The organism is Rahnella sp. NRRL B-41462 (assembly GCF_003263525.1).
In the GTDB taxonomy this organism is placed as follows: domain Bacteria; phylum Pseudomonadota; class Gammaproteobacteria; order Enterobacterales; family Enterobacteriaceae; genus Rahnella; species Rahnella aceris.
The window spans coordinates 23105-39242 of record NZ_JYDF01000045.1 but is presented as its reverse complement, the minus strand read 5'-3'; the positions used below and the strand labels follow the sequence as shown (position 1 = coordinate 39242).

The window sequence follows — 16138 nt, the reverse complement described above, 5'->3', positions numbered from 1 at the left end:
AAAATGACGGCAATGATGCGTTGGCGATCGCTATAGCGCTGATGCAGCCTACGATGAAATTTGTCCCGCCAAAGAGCCCGGAGCAGCAAGATATTCAGGCCTTACACCGTGCAAGACAACGGATTGTCAATCATCGTACTGCGACGGTCTGTCAGATACGAGGCTTGCTGCTTGATCGAGGGATCCCCATGGGTATCTCTGTCACAAGGGCCCGTCGAGCGATTCCCTTGATCCTCGAAGATGCTGAAAATGGTCTCAGTGCACGTATGCGCAGAACGATTGCGGAGCTCTATGATCTCTTTTTAGATCTCGAACGGCGTATAGGTTTTTTTGATAAAGAGATCGACACCGTTTTTAAACAGTCTGAAGCCTGTCAGCGTATTGCTAAAGTGAAAGGCATTGGCCCCAAAACCGCCACAGCCCTTATTGCGGCGATGGGTAAAGGGACCGAATTTAAGAATGGCCGCCATTTTGCTGCGTGGCTTGGCCTCGTGCCACGTCAACACTCTAGCGGAGACAGACAGGTGCTCATGAACATGACGAAAAAAGGCGACAAGCATCTACGGACCCTGCTTATTCACGGTGCCCGTGCTGTCGTCAGAGTGGCTACAAACAATAACGATGGCTATCTAAACCAATGGGTTAATCAACTTAAAGAGCGGCGCGGATTTAACAAAACGACCGTGGCAGTTGCCAACAAGAATGCCCGGATTATCTGGTCAATTCTTCATAACGAGACAGAATATCGGCCAGCAGTAATATGATACTTACCTTAAAAGTTGCAGAGTATTGAAAAATGGTAGCAGGTTGCACCTGCACAATCGGAACCTGATTTTTATACAGGCCTTCGAGGCCGTCCAGTTGTTGAGGCGATTGTGTACGGATTACCCATTTGGGCACAGGTATTCCTGATGCCGGATAGATGTAAGCAACAACCTAAAACCTGATTCAGTGCTTGCAAAACGGAGGTAGTCCATAGATGTAAAACGTGGCATCGGAAATGGCGTGCTTGCGGCAGAGTTCACGGGCGGATACCCCGGCTTCAGCCTCGCGGAGAATACTGATGATCTGTTGGTCGGAAAAACGCTTCTTCATGGGGATGTCCTCATGTGGCTTATGAAGACATTACTAACATCGGGGTGTACTAATCAACTGGGAGCAGGTCACCACATACCAGCCTTGAATGTAATTTTTAAGTGACTTATCCACTTTTCCACCGCCCAGATCCAATAATAAGATCCTATATAGATCATCTAATAGATCAAAAGAGATCCCAGCCCAGCTACAGGCCTTGCCCCGTAAGGGTTTAAACCGTATTGCCAACCACTGTAATAAGTAAAACATCCACTATATTAAGCGTGTTAACCACTATAGACAGCTAGGTAACTTCGCTGGAGAGTGACTGTACACCACTGTAGTGAGTAAATCGTCAATATAGCTGTACATAACATTTAGTTAATTGAGATTGGTTAACTATTTGAAATTTATAGTAAAGGTGATGAGTTGATTGATAATCCAAAATTATGTACACATTTTATGCACTGCCCCAATACCGGCTCTTCAGTGCTACGTTGATCTCTACTCCAAAACTTAAGGTCATGTTTTTTAACTTATCCTCTGGTTCGATCCAATAATAAGATCCTTATAGAACCTATAAGACCCAAAGAGATCCCCATAGCCTTCCAGGCCTTGTCATATCTGGAGTAAACGATGGTCGCTAACCGCTGTAGTCAGTAAAACATCCACTATAAAAAGCAAACTAACCACTGTGTTTTGTAGTAAAACCGCTATAGTGAGTGATAGTATCCACTATATTGTGTACCTAGAGCCTCTTATCCACATTCAATGTGAGAGCTGATAATGTCTGAAAATGAGCCTAAAAACATAGAGATAGTTAAAGCATTCTCTGAAACCGATAAGCGAACAGGTGAACTTGTTACTCTGGTTCCTAACAGCAATAACACCGTTCAGCCTGTAGCATTGATGCGGTTGGGCTTATTTGTACCTACGCTGAAGTCCACAGCACGTGGACGTAAAGGTCAGATGAACTCAATGGATGTCACCTCTGAGCTGAAGCAGCTTTCGATCGTGAAGTCTGAGGGATATGAGAACATCAAGATCACCGGCGCCCGGCTTGATATGGATAACGATTTTAAGACCTGGGTTGGGATCATTCATGCCTTTGCTAAGCATAAGGTCCTAGGAGACTCTGTATACCTGCCCTTTGTAGAATTCGCTAAGTTGTGTGGGATTCCATCCGCACGCTCTTCTGCGAAGCTCAGAGCGCGTCTGGAGGCCTCACTTGAACGTATAGCCACTAACACCCTCTCGTTTTCGAATAAAGAGGGGGATTACTACGTAACTCACCTTGTTCAGTCAGCAAAATATAGCCCGAAAAAGGACGCTGTCGAGTTGCAGGCGGATCCGAAGATCTTCGAGTTGTATCAGTTTGATAAGAAAGTTCTTCTCCAGCTCAGGGCAATCAACGAACTCTCCCGCAAGGAGTCTGCTCAGGCTCTGTATACGTTCATTGAAAGCCTTCCGACAGATCCTGCTCCCATATCTATGTCTCGCCTGCGTGCCCGCCTAAATCTGACCTCTCGAGCCATCACTCAGAATGCGACAGTACGCAAGGCTATGGAGCAGTTAAAGGCGATTGGGTATCTTGATTACACTGAAGTTAAGCGCGGTAAGGTAGTGTATTTTTGTATCCACTATAGGCGGCCAAAGTTACGCCCTGCGCAAATACCCACGGGCATAGGTGATGATGTTTACGATGTAATGGATGACGAACACATCATTGATGTCCCGGCAGAGAGGGATGCGGAATCAGCTACGCCTCGTGAGATGGTAATGCTGACTAAAGAAGAACTTGAGTTGCTGGAACAGCTTCGCCAGTCAAAGAAATAGTTTTGACCTCTTGCTGCTAATTGCCCTAAAGCTTGCTGCAGTGATGGCAGGCTTTTTCATATTTATTGTTGAAAGCCGACTAACCACTGCAGTGAGCAACCTATCCACTGTAATCAGTAAAAGCTTCCATCACGAAATATCCTATCCACTGTGAACTGCATTCTTTACTCACTATAGTGGTTATTCAGATGATCTCCGCTAACCCCCCTAGTACTTACTAACCTGAAACCCCATATAGCATATACGTCAGTGATTACTAACTAATAGATGGATTCTTGTAATTACTCATTATAGTGGTTGGCGCTCTCCACAGCGGTTGTTTCAATTCTAGGTGTTTTCTACTCACCATAGTGGATTTTACCCACTGTAGTGGTTTTCCTCTCTACAGTGGTTTCCGATGTCTTTACTCACTACAGTGGTTCTTTCTCTCTATCGTGGATAGGCTAACTTGTCGCATTATGTCTGGGTTAAAGCTTTAAACTGTTTTGAGACAGTGTCACTTTTGTGATGAGATAATGAACATCGTCCTCTCACCCCCATGGGACTGCTGAGGAAAATACAATACCTTCCATTGGCGGCAGGTAACAAAGGAAGCTGGAAGCAACTGACACTAACAACTCGGGTTGATCAAGCCTTATCAGTAAACCACTTCTCTAGAATTTAACGCGCATGAGGTCACTGAAACGTGTGATCTATGCAGGGGATAGCATTTGGCGTTTCATCTCCCATGACTTTTGGATACCCTGTTCCTCGAACCATACGTGCCCTTTTCCGCTGTGATTAATTCCATTGAGAACTGCCATGAGCTGTTCGCTGTTTTCCCAAAGTAGACTTCGTTTATTAAAAATGGGCTTGTTTTGATGAATGCTGAGATATGTCGTCAATACTGATGTTCGCCCTGGGGTTTCTCGGCGGCACGTACGGCATGGCTGCAGATTGCCTCACGTATCAAATCGTATTCTGATACGCGATCATCGAATGACCTGGAGCAAACGATTTGTGTCTGTGCAAACTCTTTCAGCTCCAGACAAGGTTTGCCGTGCAGCTCCCGGGCGGTACGTTCCAGCACAATATTGAAATGTTTGCGTATCAGTTGTGTGGTAGCATCAAGTAACTCTAGGTCATCGTTTTTATTCGAAAAAAAGCGTAAAAGGACAGACCAACGTTGCTTCCATTAGCTGCTATTTTTCATCACAGATCTTAAGAATTTAGGCGTAGTTTCATCACATCTCCTAGCTTGTGCGAAACACAATTATGCCGTCGTATGCATAGCCATTGTGGTACTCGCTTCTTGCTGATAATTGTTATGTTCAACGGTTAATCGGCACATCCAACTTAATGATAAATGAAGATTATGATGAATGCTTTTGCTGATTGACAACTAAGCCTATATGGGAAAACTTCTGGGGAAGGAAAACCAGCCTGAACCTTATCCTTAAGGAATAGGATCAAACGCATTAAAGGGTCAGGGGTTGGGTAAAGATATCCATAATGATCACTTACTTAATACTGTTCATTAATGGGTCTTCCCCGATCGTAGTGGCTAAAGGCATTATGATGGCAGTCTTGATTTACTGAGGAGTCTGCCATGGACGAAAATTCCCTCTAAGCCCATATCATTCAACAGTCCGCACCGTGACAGGTACAATCCCTTTCCCTTGATGAAAAATTTGGTTCATTGTCGGCATTGCTGAAAACACACAACTGCCCTTCCAACCTGCGGTAAATCCTACTCCATACATGATCACCGGCGTCGCAAATAGCGTCACCTCAATACCTGTCAGTTCAGCACACTAGTTGAAGCTGGTGTCCCCCGCGTTGACTGCCACGAGCACGGTTGCCAGACACTGCCTGTGGCCTGTGCGGGGTCAGGCAGCCGCTACACTTTGCTGTTCGCAGCCTTTGTTCTCTCATGGCTGAAAGTCAGCACCGTGATGCGGTAAGAAAACAGCTTAAACTCAGCTCGAATGCCGTGGACGGTATCATGATGCGCGCAGTCAAACGAAGCTTAGTCCGGATAAAACAGCCTTTATCGGCCTGTCATCTCTGCGTTGATGAAGTCGGCTTCAAAAGAGAACGCCAGTACGTCGCCGTTATCTCTGACAGGCAGGGACGTGCTTTGCAACTGGCCGATGATCGTGGTGTAGAGAGTGTTGCCAGTTATCTGCGCAGGCTGTGAGGCCACCAGCTTGATGAGATAAAAATGCTGTCTATGGCCTATATCAGTGCAGCCCTCATCTATCTCCCCAATCTCGTCGATAAAATCGTCTTCGATCACTTACATGTGGCAAAAATGTTGTGCGCCGTGGTTGATAAAACCCGTCAGGCTGAGATGAAACAGATCCCGTCGTCAGACAGGAAAGACACCCACTGCTCACGCTACCTGTGGTTTTACAGCAAACAAAACCGCTCGGGCGCCGGGCCGAGAGGTAAGAAGTTGCTCGGCGGGTGTTACCCCAAACGAGCCAGTGCTGGGTAATGAAAGAGCTTGCCCGTGACCTAAGGCACCGTCGCTATGATGTCCATAGCCGTAGGCTGTGGTAGGAATGGATGATAATGGCGAAGAACATAGGAATACCATTAATGGCCAGGGCTGGCCAGATGGTGGCAAAGCGTCTTTAAGTCATCCTGAATGCGATGAGAAACCGGGTATCAAACGGCAATGCGGAATCTCTAAACAGAAAAATCCGCCTACTCCGGACCAAGTCTCGTGTCTTCAGAAATAAAGAACGGTTCAAGCTGGGTGTGCTGTTTCACTACGGGAAGCTGGGTATGGGCTGGTGATTAGCAATTAAAAACAATAATGAGAGGTTTTAAATGGAAGGAATCAGAATAGATGTCTCAGAAAGTATTACACCAGAACATTTGATGTCAATTGAAGAGGGGCTGAATGAGTTTAACGGCTACATGACCGGTATCAGCGATCGTAAACCTTTATCTGTGGTTATCCGGGGTATAAGCAGTGGGAAGATCCTCGGAGGAATGTTGGACCGTTCATCCTTGGCCTTATTGTTCATAGTTAGGACAGCTCTGGAGTACCCACCACAGCAGGGGAAGACCCTCATTAATACCGTGTAACCATGGGTTCTTCAGCTTGTTAAGGGTTGCACCCAAGAAAGTCTTAGGCAGCTGATCAACGAGGAAACAAATAATTTTGATTTTGTCTCTTACCTGTTCAATCACGTTTGCGGTTTCAATTGAGCGATGCTTACTATGCTTTAACTAAGTAATAAGTATGAATTAATACATAATAATTAGTCGATATTACTTCACATTTATCTTTTGTGAGTTATTATTTAAGAAATACTACTTTTGATATCACGGGTGACAAATGATCACGATTGTTGGATGCAATAAAGGTGGGGCCGCGAAAACAACAACTGCAGTCAATATAGCTGTGGGTTTGGCCTTATGGGGCAAGGATGTGTGTCTGGTCGATGCTGACGTTCAACGCTCTTCGTCAAGGTGGTATGCCGAACGTGAAGCTGCAGGCCTTACCCCCTCCATCACCCTGATTGAGAAAAGAGACAACATATCTCAAACACTCAGAAGCCTTGATGAGAGGTTTGATCACGTTATAGTGGATGTTGCCGGACGAAACAGCCGTGAGCTGATTACAGGCGGAACCGTAGCTCATCAGATCATTGCTCCGCACCAATGCTCTCAGTTGGATCTGGATACGATGGTTGAGCTTCAGCAGCAGTTAGAAAGCATGCGGGATTTAAATCCAGAGCTTAAGGCATATTGCTATCAAAGTATGGCCACTACAAATCCCCTCCTTCAGGGAAACGAACGGCATGAATTTCTGGAGTATGTCCGCGAATTCGAAGGACTGATCCCTTTGAGCGCGACGGCATGTTACCGAAAGGTTTACCGAGATGTGATGTCTGAAGGTAAATCTGTCCTGGAAACATCTAATGAAAAAGCCAAGTCTGAAGTTCTTGCTCTGTTGAATGAGGTATTTTAATGGCTTTAAAAAAACCCCCTTTAACCAATCGCCGCATAGTTACTGAAGCAGAAGCGGATGCTCTGGCGAATAGATTGGCTGACCGTCCCTATGGCGATGAGAAAGTAGTTGTAGAACCTGTACCAGAAATATTGACCAGGACGACCATTTCTCTGCCTCAGAATACTTTGCGTGAAATTGAAGACCTGGCCTTGTATAACAAACGCGTCGGTATTGCGCCGAAAAGTGTGAGCGCTATCATTCGCGATGCTCTGGACGCGTATCTCAAAAAAGTATGATTTCATACTTATGCACCGCTGGGCTTCTTTTTGAAATCCAGCGCCCTCCCCTACTGTATTCAATTAGCACCTGATAATCCGCACTTCATACTTCACAATTATGTTTCCTTCCCTCTTTCCGAACTGGATAATTTCTGAAAAAAAAACAATCATGTTGCTATGTTTTTGATGATAATTATGTGTGGAGCGTAACCTTATAATTCCTTAGCTACCAGTAGATTCAATTTGCTGTATTAAGTATTCCGTAATAATTCACACTGATAACGATCGTTTAGAGTTGATTATTTGAATGCTAAATTCAGTATGTCACCTCATACCTCATACCTCATACCTCATACCTCATACCTAAGTTTATCTGGTTCCGTTCTGGTGAGTCCGTTTTGCAATAAACGTCATTTATGCATTGTTTTGTTTGATAGAATTAGACCGAATAATTCATCCTTGCTATTTATTATTTCCTAATTATGAATTATGAATTATGAATTATGAAATCTATGAGTTGTGAGTTGTGAGTTGTGTTGTTTGGTGATTTTACAGAGAACCTACAAGCAGCAATGAGAAGGGGGGCATCTAGCAATGGCTACATCTGCCCCTGTAGTGGAATACTAAATCTGGCACTGTTGCAAATAGTCGGTGGTGATAAACTTATCATCCCCTTTTGCTGATGGAGCTGCACATGAACCCATTCAAAGGCCGGCATTTTCAGCGTGACATCATTCTGTGGGCCGTACGCTGGTACTGCAAATACGGCATCAGTTACCGTGAGCTGCAGGAGATGCTGGCTGAACGCGGAGTGAATGTCGATCACTCCACGATTTACCGCTGGGTTCAGCGTTATGCGCCTGAAATGGAAAAACGGCTGCGCTGGTACTGGCGTAACCCTTCCGATCTTTGCCCGTGGCACATGGATGAAACCTACGTGAAGGTCAATGGCCGCTGGGCGTATCTGTACCGGGCCGTCGACAGCCGGGGCCGCACTGTCGATTTTTATCTCTCCTCCCGTCGTAACAGCAAAGCTGCATACCGGTTTCTGGGTAAAATCCTCAACAACGTGAAGAAGTGGCAGATCCCGCGATTCATCAACACGGATAAAGCGCCCGCCTATGGTCGCGCGCTTGCTCTGCTCAAACGCGAAGGCCGGTGCCCGTCTGACGTTGAACACCGACAGATTAAGTACCGGAACAACGTGATTGAATGCGATCATGGCAAACTGAAACGGATAATCGACGCCACGCTGGGATTTAAATCCATGAAGACGGCTTACGCCACCATCAAAGGTATTGAGGTGATGCGTGCACTACGCAAAGGCCAGGCCTCAGCATTTTATTATGGTGATCCCCTGGGCGAAATGCGCCTGGTAAGCAGAGTTTTTGAAATGTAAGGCCTTTGAATAAGACAAAAGGCTGCCTCATCGCTAACTTTGCAACAGTGCCGCATCAGGCCACCCGCGAAACGTTGCAGCAACGCCTCGAGCAGGCAGTCGCTGACGCGCAGGCGCGCGCCGGTGAGCTTGCACTTGAACGTGACAGAGTCAGCAGCCTCACCGCCAGGCTGGAATCGCAGGAAAAGGCATCCTCGGAGCAACTGGTGCGTATGGGCAGTGAAATAGCCAGTCTGACAGATCGCTGCACGCAGCTGGAAAACCAGCGTGATGATGCCCGTCTGGAGACGATGGGAGAGAAAGAAACGGTCGCGGCACTGCGTGGTGAGGCTGAAGCCCTGAAGCATCAGAATCAGTCACTGATGGCGGCGCTTTCAGGCAATAAACAGACCGGTGGCCAGAATGCGTGATGATGACAATTCAGACGCCTGTGATGAAGCGCCCCGGGCGGAGGATAAATGCTACACCAAAGGGCGACTTCGGGATGAGTTCAGGATGAAGCCAGCCCCCGGTGTGGAACCGGTCAGATTGTACAAAAGTCCTTACGGCGGGAAATACGGCGTATGGCGGCTGGCTGACTGCGTCCCGATGCGGGCGAAACGCCCACAGACAGAAAAACAGCGGCAGGCCAGCGCACGTCTGGGCCTGCAAGCCCGGATGAAGAGTGAGCGTGGCAGATTCGCCATGCTGGCACATACCTGGTTAACGCTGGACCCCGTCTTCCTCGATACCGAAACGACCGGACTTGATGCCGGCGCGCAGGCGCTGGAAATCGGTCTGGTGAATGCCCGCGGTGAGAGGATATTTGAGACCCGCCTTAAACCCACTGTCGACATCGATCCGGCAGCAGCTGCAGTACACGGTATCAGTGACGATGATCTGGTCAGTGCGCCATCCTGGCCCGATATTGCGCAGCAGCTGCAGCACCATATCGGCCGGCGCCCGCTGGTTATTTTCAATGCTGATTTTGATACGCGGATTCTGAAGCAGACAGCGGCAGCGCATAATGACCCTGCCAGCTGGCTGGACTCTCTGACGGTGTACTGCGCCATGCGGCTCGCTGCGGGGTATTACGGCCCCACCAATCGCTACGGTACCATATCGCTTTCCGGCGCTGTCAGTCAGGCAGGCCTGAGATGGACCGGGGAGGCTCATTCCGCCGTCACTGACGCCGTTATGACGGCACGCGTGGTAAACAATATTGCCGGATACTGGCGTGATCTCCAGTGTGAAATGAATGATGACGCAGGGAGTGAGCCAGCATAGTGCTGCTCTCTGGCTGGTCAGACAGCTGCAGGAATTAATTCAGGAGTCTGGAATGGAAAATACAATGAAAACAATGCATGAGCTTTTCCCCATGCGAACAGTAGTGATCGAACAATCTCTGGATATGTTTGGCGTCAAACGAAATGAGGACGGGACGTTACTCTTCCCCCGTCACTCCGATAAACGTTTTCCCGTTGCACGTATCCGTAAGCGACTGGCGGCTTATGGCTGGCGAGGAGAACGCCTGAATAAGGAGGTGGCGCGTATCGTCGCGGGCCCTGATATCCTCCCTGAGAGAAGTGAATACAGCATTATTTTCCCTTACGGATGGGAGAAGAAGCAGCTGACGCGTGAGATGCGTCGAATGTTTCCCCGTAAGACTGGCCGGCGTGTGCTGATTATGCTGGATGAATTACATCATTTTTCTGACTTGCGGGAGAAGCCGTGACGCTGACAGAAAAATCAGGTCATCTGGCGTGGTGTGCCCTGGTGGCGCTTGCGCTGGCCAGGCAGGATGGTGGCGTTCTCTCGCCGGCACAGGAAAACCTCTTTCTCACCCGCTGGCTGGCGACTGCGCTGAAGCAACGGCGTTTTTCTCGTGATGTGACGCCCGATATTGAGTGGCTTTTGAAACAGGGACGTCAGCTGGGCGTCAGCGCCAGGCTGGCCAGCAAGCTGAATTACCTCTGGCGTTCCTGCACCGGCGAGTTGTCCGGGCAGAACGACCTGTTCCGGCTGACGTATGCGCTGGAAACAGCGAAAGATATGCACTGGAACTACCGTCTGCTGAGCGATCGGGAATGGTCCGGCCGGAATGCTGTGGCGTTCAGTGCAGGCGTGAACGGCATTTATCTCTCACGGGCCAACCTCGATGTTGCTTTTGACGACAGCGGCCGACAGATAAATCCGCTGACAGCGCGTCTGACTGGGAACGTAGCGGGGGTGATGAAGCTGTTTAATCGCTGTGGCTGGCAGGCAGAGCCTGAGTCTGGTGCCTCCCTGCCCCACCAGTATTCGCTGATGGCCGGGCAGGGAGTGCCTGGAAAGGGGGATTAGTGGCGGATCTGCGCCAGGTCGTCTTCAGTCAGACCGGTCATTTTCATGACAGTATTGCGGTCAATGCCGTTCTGGAGCATGGTACGGGCTATTTTCAGAGTCGCTTCGCGCTCACCTTCTGAACGACCTTCCTGTCTTCCAAGCTGGATACCTTTCTCAATACCCTTTTGTTCGAGTTGTTGTGCGATGGTCATAAGTGCGTCTCCGTGTTGTGGCACACGCTGTGCCAGTTCGCGTACAAAGGCTTCGGCGTCGGATGTTTCGCCTGCCTGCACTATATAGTGTACCAGTGATATCACCTGCGATGAAGACAAGTATCCCGTCAGCAAGATGGGCGCCAGCCGGTCAACCAGTTCTGCCAGGTCTCGCTGGTGAATATGCTTTTGCAGTAAAGTCAGGGCGGCCATGCTGCGATGGCCAGCGATTTCATCATCCGGAATGACCGTAACGTCTACCAGCGGGAAAGCGCTGCTGTAGAGTTTGCCTGCCAGCCCGGGATCGTCAAACTCATCCAGCCACCGGGTGGAGTACGGATACGGGCTGCGTTTACCCGTATAGAACAGCACCGGTATCACCAGTGGCAGTTTTTTATGCCCTGCCTCCAGGTGGCGCTGCATGGCAGCCACCGCATAGCGTATGAGGCGGAAAGCCATATGTTTGTCGGGCGTTGACTGGTGTTCGACAAGCACATGAATATAGCCGTCGCCGGCTGTGGTTTTCAGGCTATAGAGAACGTCGCTGAAATACTGGCGGAGATCATCCTCAACGAACGAGCCTGATTCCAGTTTCAGCGTGCTGAGATCGCAGACTGCGCGCAGCTCTGCGGGCAGATGGATTTCCATGAAATCACGGGCCACATCCGGCTGTGTCAGAAACTGTCGGAACGTCGCATCGTGAGGTGTTGGCGTCATGTTTTTTTTCTTCATCTGTCTCTGTCCTGAGCCTGCAAAATAACCGACATATCTTATCACGTCCCCCTGCGTTGGTTTACAAGGAGGTAGCCCTGGTAATTTCTCAGACATGTAGGACAGCACAATAAAATACAGTCACCATGATAGTTGACGATAAATAAGTGAATAAAAAAACGCTCCCGGACGGGAGCGTAAGCCAGTGAAATCGGCGTCAAAAGAGGGTCTAACAAGTGGGGCTGCGGGTTAATTCTGAGTGGCCTGGCTGCGATGCTTTTCAGCCTGCTGCTGATGAATCACTGAAGACTGACCATTATTCGCCTTCTCGTGCACAACTGCGGCTTTTTCATGCTCGTTCATTTCAGAAAATGACTTTGCGGTTTCGTTGGTGGCTCCTGATTTGCCATTCATCATTTTTTTATGCATTTCCGCCATGTCCTGGTGGGCAGAAGCGTTGCCGTTTTGCATCATTTCATGGGACATTGCAGCCTGATCGTGGCCGCTCATATCCATCATTGTCATGCTGTCTCCCTGAACTGCGCTTTTTTTAGCAGATGACTGCATCTGATGGGCAGGAGCCTGGGCATTATTTACCTGGTCATGCATGTTCATTGTCTCTGCAGCCAAGGCGGATGAAGCGACAGCCATAATGGCAACAAATGATACAAGGATCTTTTTCATGGTTGGGTCTCCGGTGTTTTCATACCCAAACAATCAACGGCTTATAACAGAGAAAGCATTTGATCTCAGGGCGGGTTATTCATTACTCCAGGAACCAGGTGATTGCGTTATCACACTGCTCCTGATTTATGAATGATTATAAAAAACCGCCTCTGTTTATCGCGTGACTGAATGATGACAATTTTGTCACCTTCCATGTTTCTCCTGAATAACGGGATTAATCCATTAACAGGCGCACTTTGAACACAATTTCCCGCCCCCGCTGTACTGCTGACAATTCGCCACCGTGAGCGAGAATGATTGACCTCGTTATTGATAATCCCAGCCCCGCGCCTTCGGTGTTGTGAACCCGTGATGAGTCTGCGCGATAGAACCGGTCAAACAAACGTTCAAGATTGGCGGGAACTGAGCCAGACATCGCATTCGTAATCATCACGTTTACAAAGTCACTGTCACGCTCAAGGCGTATAGCAGTACAGGTCTTATCGGGAGAATACTTGATTGCATTGGAAAGCAGATTGCTGAAAGCACGTCGCAGCATATCGCTGTCTCCGGCAACAACGCCCTCTCCTTCAACCGTGATTGTCTTTCCTGACTCGTCTGCCAGAGGCTCGAACAGCTCACGTAATTCATTCAGTTCGGCTGCCAGATCCACATCATGTTTATCCAGCCGCAGCAGACCATGCTCTGAACGTGCCAGAAAAAGCATGTCACTGGTCATTCGTGACAACCTTTTCAGTTCTTCCAGGTTAGCGAATAAAATTTCGCGGTAATGCGAAACATCCCTTTCCTTAGCCAGTGCAAACTGCGTCTGCATCATCAGATTACTGACTGGTGTGCGCAGCTCATGCGCGATGTCAGACGAGAAATCTGACAGTTTCCGGAATGCCCCCTCCAGGCGATCAAACATATTATTGAACTCCTGCATGGTCTCAGAGATTTCCGGCGGAGCCAGATCGGGATTTAGACGCTGATCCAGGCTGTGTACAGTCATGGAGGAAGCCAGACTGGTCATTTCCCGTAACGGTTTCAGACCAATACGTGTGGTCAGCCAGCCCAGAAAAACAGAAATAAAGACCAGACCGATATTGAACCAGAACAGCCAGGTACTGAGTTTGTCCATAAACAGGGTGTGATACCCAGTATCCGTGGCAACCGTAATGATGACATGTTTGCTTTTACCCTGTTCCGGCGTCACGGCAACCCGCCGCGAGATACTGCGGTACACGGTGTTATTTTCTTCCGTCTGGATCATATAGTCGAGAATATCACCCGACTTATTAAGCAGGACCGCTGGAACAACAGAATTTTTGGCATAGAGTTCAACAATTTTTTCATTTTCCATGTTTTTTATAGAAATGAATAAACCATTGTGCCCTACCATCGCATCGTTTATTTTTTCTGATAATGACTTAATATCCGTTTTGTTCCGGAAGGTCTCAGTTTTAAGAAACTCTTCGGTGAGCTGAAGTTTACCTGTCAGAAAATCGCGGTCCTGATTATCGAAATAGCCATTCAGGGTGCTCACCAGCACAAAACTTGATAACCACCATACCGTAAGCATCACTGCAGAAAAAATCAGGCTCAGGCGCGTAGTCAGGGAAATTTTGAACCTCACTCTTCTCTGATCTCCAGGACATATCCGGCACCGCGAACGGTATGGATCAGTTTTGGCTCAAAGTCATCATCAATTTTACTTCTCAGGCGTCTCACTGCCACATCAATCACATTCGTATCACTGTCAAAATTCATGTTCCAGACCAGGGACGAGATAAGGCTTCTGGGTAACACTTCTCCGGTACGTTGCAGCAGTAACTCAAGCAGAACGTATTCTTTACCGGTGAGATGGATCTTCTTTCCCGAACGGATCACGGTCCGGCGCACCATATCAACGGTCATATCTGCTATAGTGCAAACTGTGGCTGCCTGAAAGCGGGCGCGTCGCAGCAAGGTTCTTACACGTGCAACCAGCTCTGTAAAATCGAAGGGCTTAATAAGATAGTCATCTGCGCCAAGCTCCAGCCCTTTCACTTTGTCCCGCACGTTATCCTTTGCGGTTAAAAACAGGACCGGTTCTTCATGCCCGGACTCCCTCAGTGCGCTGATGATTTGCCACCCGTCGAGGAAAGGCAGCATCACGTCCAGTATTATCAAATCATACTGTCCCTTCGACGCGGCCCCGAGACCGTCGTGGCCATTATTAAAGAGATCGGCCTGATAGCCTTCCTCAACCAGTCCCTGCTGAAGGTAACGACCTGTTTTTTGTTCGTCTTCAACGATTAAAATACGCTGCATGGTCAACTCGCTGATATGAAAGTAAAAATCTCACGCATGAGCTTTGGCTGTCCCCTAGCTGACCTGAGACGGAGCAAGCATTCCGAGCCACGCTACGGCGCCCATAATGATAATCGCAACAACGAATTCTGTCAGGATGCTGTTTCGCATCAGGGCAACGCTGCGATCATAATTCCCTTCCCTGACCATAACTTCAAGCCGGGGACCCAGGTGAAACCGGTTTGCTGCAGCCAGAAGAAGCATCAGAACAAACAGAGCCGTCTTGGCAAGCAATATCCTCCCCCAGGAACTGTTGAATAAGGGAGTTAAGTTACCCTCAGCAATATACAGATAGTTGACCAGCGCACTCAGGATCAGGGCTACAACAATCACCGTTCCTGCCGTGGCAAATTTTGCCAGGGAGTCAGATATCACAATGACGCTCTGTGCATTATGCTCGTTTCTGCGCATCAGCAGGATAGCAAATGCAACCAGAGCACCTGTCCAGGCACCTGCAGCGCCGAGATGGGTCAGATCGCTCAGTAAATGGAGATAGTAATGCAGACCGTCATGCATAACGGCGTGTCCTCCCCAGGCAAGTGTAGCCAGCGCCACGCCCCCACTCATCGTCATCAGCAGGCAGGACAATACTCTCTTATTAGTGTAAAGGAACAAAGCACCGAGTGTGGTAAACAGGGCACAGAGCCTGACAATCCAGCTAATACCTACATCAGTTTCTTCTATCACCATCTCGATAATATGGATAGATAATTCTCTGAGATCAGTTACTCCGCTCATGGCATTAGATACCAGGAGCATATTAATGCCAGTAAGAATGATGCCTGCAACAACAGCAAAGGTTATAAACGACCTGAAATTAGTCAGGTTATACGTTTCATGTCTGACACCGCTTATTCCATATATCTGAAAAAATGGCAATCCAAATATTACCATCAAATCAAGATAAAGAAGAAAACGAATAACAATCATAATCAGGTCGTTCATAATATTACTTCACTGTAAAAGTGTAATTGCCGGTAATAGGGTGTGTATCTGCAGAAACCGCGCGCCAGTCAACACGATAAGTGCCGGCTGGCAGAGGTTCTCGTGGGATAATGACCATTGATTTAAGGTCAGCGCCTGGTGCCACTTTTGCCGCGACTGGCATCGGCGAATGTGATGACATGCCTTTCATCCCGGTCATTGTTAATTTAGCCCCTGAGAATTTCACAGTCAGATCTTCTGTGAAATTAAGCTGAATCTTTTCCGGGGCCGCTACGGCTGAATCAGCCTGTGGCACAGAGCTTTTTAATTCCGGATGGGCCATAGCAGAGAAAGCAACGCCCATAACGAGGCCACCTGTAAGAATGGCTTTATTTAAAATCGACATTTTATTTACCTGTTTAGTTGAGTGTTT

Annotated in this window: 16 protein-coding genes and 5 pseudogenes; 11 read left to right on the top strand and 10 right to left on the bottom strand. The window is 48.2% G+C overall.

What is annotated here, in order from left to right; all coding sequences use genetic code 11:
• Positions 1-764, top strand: a 764-nt coding sequence (locus tag UC14_RS12250; RefSeq protein WP_112197767.1) for an IS110 family transposase, incomplete at its 5' end; no start/stop codon positions are given.
• A 211-nt stretch (positions 765-975) separates the two neighbouring features.
• Here the strand turns inward: UC14_RS12250 and UC14_RS12245 are convergent.
• A pseudogene (locus UC14_RS12245) lies at positions 976-1095 on the bottom strand (transposase); the annotation flags it as partial.
• Positions 1096-1860: 765 nt separating this feature from the next.
• On the opposite strand from UC14_RS12245, the gene UC14_RS12240 reads away from it, so the two are divergent.
• On the top strand, positions 1861-2910 hold the full coding sequence (locus UC14_RS12240; protein ID WP_112197766.1) for a RepB family plasmid replication initiator protein: 1050 nt from the start codon (positions 1861-1863) through the stop codon (positions 2908-2910).
• A gap of 692 nt (positions 2911-3602) precedes the next feature.
• Here the strand turns inward: UC14_RS12240 and UC14_RS12235 are convergent.
• Positions 3603-4030, bottom strand: a pseudogene (locus UC14_RS12235) (DUF4113 domain-containing protein); the annotation flags it as partial.
• Positions 4027-4095, bottom strand: a complete 69-nt coding sequence (locus UC14_RS27355; RefSeq protein WP_353050908.1) for a DUF6500 family protein — start codon at positions 4093-4095, stop codon at positions 4027-4029. The gene UC14_RS27355 and the pseudogene UC14_RS12235, both read right to left, overlap by 4 nt.
• A 430-nt stretch (positions 4096-4525) precedes the next feature.
• Between UC14_RS27355 and UC14_RS12230 the strand changes: the two are divergent.
• The 6 genes and pseudogenes from UC14_RS12230 to UC14_RS12200 form a co-directional block, all read left to right on the top strand.
• A pseudogene (locus UC14_RS12230) lies at positions 4526-5694 on the top strand (ISL3 family transposase).
• A 33-nt stretch (positions 5695-5727) separates the two neighbouring features.
• Entirely contained in the window at positions 5728-5988 is a 261-nt protein-coding gene (locus UC14_RS12225; RefSeq protein ID WP_198670067.1) for a hypothetical protein, read from the top strand.
• Positions 5989-6241: 253 nt separating this feature from the next.
• Entirely contained in the window at positions 6242-6877 is a 636-nt protein-coding gene (locus UC14_RS12220) for an AAA family ATPase (RefSeq protein ID WP_037035481.1), read from the top strand.
• Positions 6877-7155 carry a hypothetical protein gene (locus tag UC14_RS12215; protein ID WP_112197765.1) on the top strand — a complete coding sequence of 93 codons (279 nt, stop codon included), beginning with the start codon at positions 6877-6879 and terminating at the stop codon, positions 7153-7155. The genes UC14_RS12220 and UC14_RS12215 overlap by 1 nt, the downstream gene beginning before the upstream one ends.
• Before the next feature lie 676 nt (positions 7156-7831).
• Positions 7832-8536 carry an IS6-like element IS26 family transposase gene (locus UC14_RS12210; RefSeq protein ID WP_001067848.1) on the top strand — a complete coding sequence of 235 codons (705 nt, stop codon included), beginning with the start codon at positions 7832-7834 and terminating at the stop codon, positions 8534-8536.
• Positions 8537-8589: 53 nt separating this feature from the next.
• Positions 8590-8946: pseudogene (locus tag UC14_RS12200) on the top strand (hypothetical protein); the annotation flags it as partial.
• Between the two features lie 198 nt (positions 8947-9144).
• On the opposite strand, the pseudogene UC14_RS27080 reads toward UC14_RS12200, so the two are convergent.
• Positions 9145-9402: pseudogene (locus UC14_RS27080) on the bottom strand (hypothetical protein); the annotation flags it as partial.
• Between UC14_RS27080 and UC14_RS27075 the strand changes: the two are divergent.
• From UC14_RS27075 to UC14_RS12185, 3 genes are read left to right on the top strand one after another with little or no spacing between them, the layout of a single operon-like run.
• Positions 9302-9802: a 3'-5' exonuclease gene (locus UC14_RS27075; protein ID WP_232829674.1), complete on the top strand. Its 501-nt coding sequence runs from the start codon at positions 9302-9304 to the stop codon at positions 9800-9802. The pseudogene UC14_RS27080 and the gene UC14_RS27075 overlap by 101 nt on opposite strands.
• A gap of 52 nt (positions 9803-9854) precedes the next feature.
• A complete protein-coding gene (locus UC14_RS12190; protein WP_112197763.1) occupies positions 9855-10250 on the top strand; it encodes a hypothetical protein in 396 nt (131 codons plus the stop codon).
• Positions 10247-10858 carry a DUF2913 family protein gene (locus UC14_RS12185; protein ID WP_112197762.1) on the top strand — a complete coding sequence of 204 codons (612 nt, stop codon included), beginning with the start codon at positions 10247-10249 and terminating at the stop codon, positions 10856-10858. Before UC14_RS12190 ends, UC14_RS12185 begins: the two co-directional genes overlap by 4 nt.
• Here UC14_RS12185 and UC14_RS12180 read toward each other — a convergent pair.
• The 6 genes from UC14_RS12180 to pcoC form a co-directional block, all read right to left on the bottom strand.
• Positions 10855-11784, bottom strand: coding sequence for an Rpn family recombination-promoting nuclease/putative transposase (locus tag UC14_RS12180; protein ID WP_008455303.1), 930 nt, complete (start codon positions 11782-11784; stop codon positions 10855-10857). The two genes, UC14_RS12185 and UC14_RS12180, sit on opposite strands and share 4 nt — an antisense overlap.
• Before the next feature lie 228 nt (positions 11785-12012).
• A complete protein-coding gene (locus UC14_RS12175; protein ID WP_112197761.1) occupies positions 12013-12447 on the bottom strand; it encodes a copper-binding protein in 435 nt (144 codons plus the stop codon).
• Between the two features lie 217 nt (positions 12448-12664).
• A complete protein-coding gene (gene pcoS, locus UC14_RS12170) occupies positions 12665-14065 on the bottom strand; it encodes a copper resistance membrane spanning protein PcoS (protein WP_112197760.1) in 1401 nt (466 codons plus the stop codon).
• Positions 14062-14742: a copper response regulator transcription factor PcoR gene (pcoR, locus tag UC14_RS12165; RefSeq protein ID WP_112197759.1), complete on the bottom strand. Its 681-nt coding sequence runs from the start codon at positions 14740-14742 to the stop codon at positions 14062-14064. The genes pcoS and pcoR overlap by 4 nt, the downstream gene beginning before the upstream one ends.
• Before the next feature lie 54 nt (positions 14743-14796).
• Complete coding sequence (gene pcoD, locus UC14_RS12160; RefSeq protein WP_370447465.1) at positions 14797-15675, bottom strand: copper resistance inner membrane protein PcoD; 879 nt, start codon at positions 15673-15675, stop codon at positions 14797-14799.
• A 55-nt stretch (positions 15676-15730) separates the two neighbouring features.
• A complete protein-coding gene (gene pcoC, locus UC14_RS12155) occupies positions 15731-16111 on the bottom strand; it encodes a copper resistance system metallochaperone PcoC (RefSeq protein ID WP_112197757.1) in 381 nt (126 codons plus the stop codon).
• Positions 16112-16138 lie beyond the last annotated feature (27 nt).

What these genes read in the sequence shown, in the direction of transcription:
- UC14_RS12190 (WP_112197763.1), top strand. Translation starts at nt 9,855, where the DNA reads ATGGAAAATACAATGAAAACAATGCATGAGCTTTTCCCCATGCGAACA.
- UC14_RS12175 (WP_112197761.1), bottom strand. Translation starts at nt 12,447, where the DNA reads ATGAAAAAGATCCTTGTATCATTTGTTGCCATTATGGCTGTCGCTTCA.
- UC14_RS12210 (WP_001067848.1), top strand. Translation starts at nt 7,832, where the DNA reads ATGAACCCATTCAAAGGCCGGCATTTTCAGCGTGACATCATTCTGTGG.
- UC14_RS12215 (WP_112197765.1), top strand. Translation starts at nt 6,877, where the DNA reads ATGGCTTTAAAAAAACCCCCTTTAACCAATCGCCGCATAGTTACTGAA.
- pcoD (WP_370447465.1), bottom strand. Translation starts at nt 15,675, where the DNA reads ATGGTAATATTTGGATTGCCATTTTTTCAGATATATGGAATAAGCGGT.
- UC14_RS12225 (WP_198670067.1), top strand. Translation starts at nt 5,728, where the DNA reads ATGGAAGGAATCAGAATAGATGTCTCAGAAAGTATTACACCAGAACAT.
- pcoR (WP_112197759.1), bottom strand. Translation starts at nt 14,742, where the DNA reads ATGCAGCGTATTTTAATCGTTGAAGACGAACAAAAAACAGGTCGTTAC.
- UC14_RS12180 (WP_008455303.1), bottom strand. Translation starts at nt 11,784, where the DNA reads ATGAAGAAAAAAAACATGACGCCAACACCTCACGATGCGACGTTCCGA.
- pcoC (WP_112197757.1), bottom strand. Translation starts at nt 16,111, where the DNA reads ATGTCGATTTTAAATAAAGCCATTCTTACAGGTGGCCTCGTTATGGGC.
- UC14_RS12220 (WP_037035481.1), top strand. Translation starts at nt 6,242, where the DNA reads ATGATCACGATTGTTGGATGCAATAAAGGTGGGGCCGCGAAAACAACA.
- UC14_RS12240 (WP_112197766.1), top strand. Translation starts at nt 1,861, where the DNA reads ATGTCTGAAAATGAGCCTAAAAACATAGAGATAGTTAAAGCATTCTCT.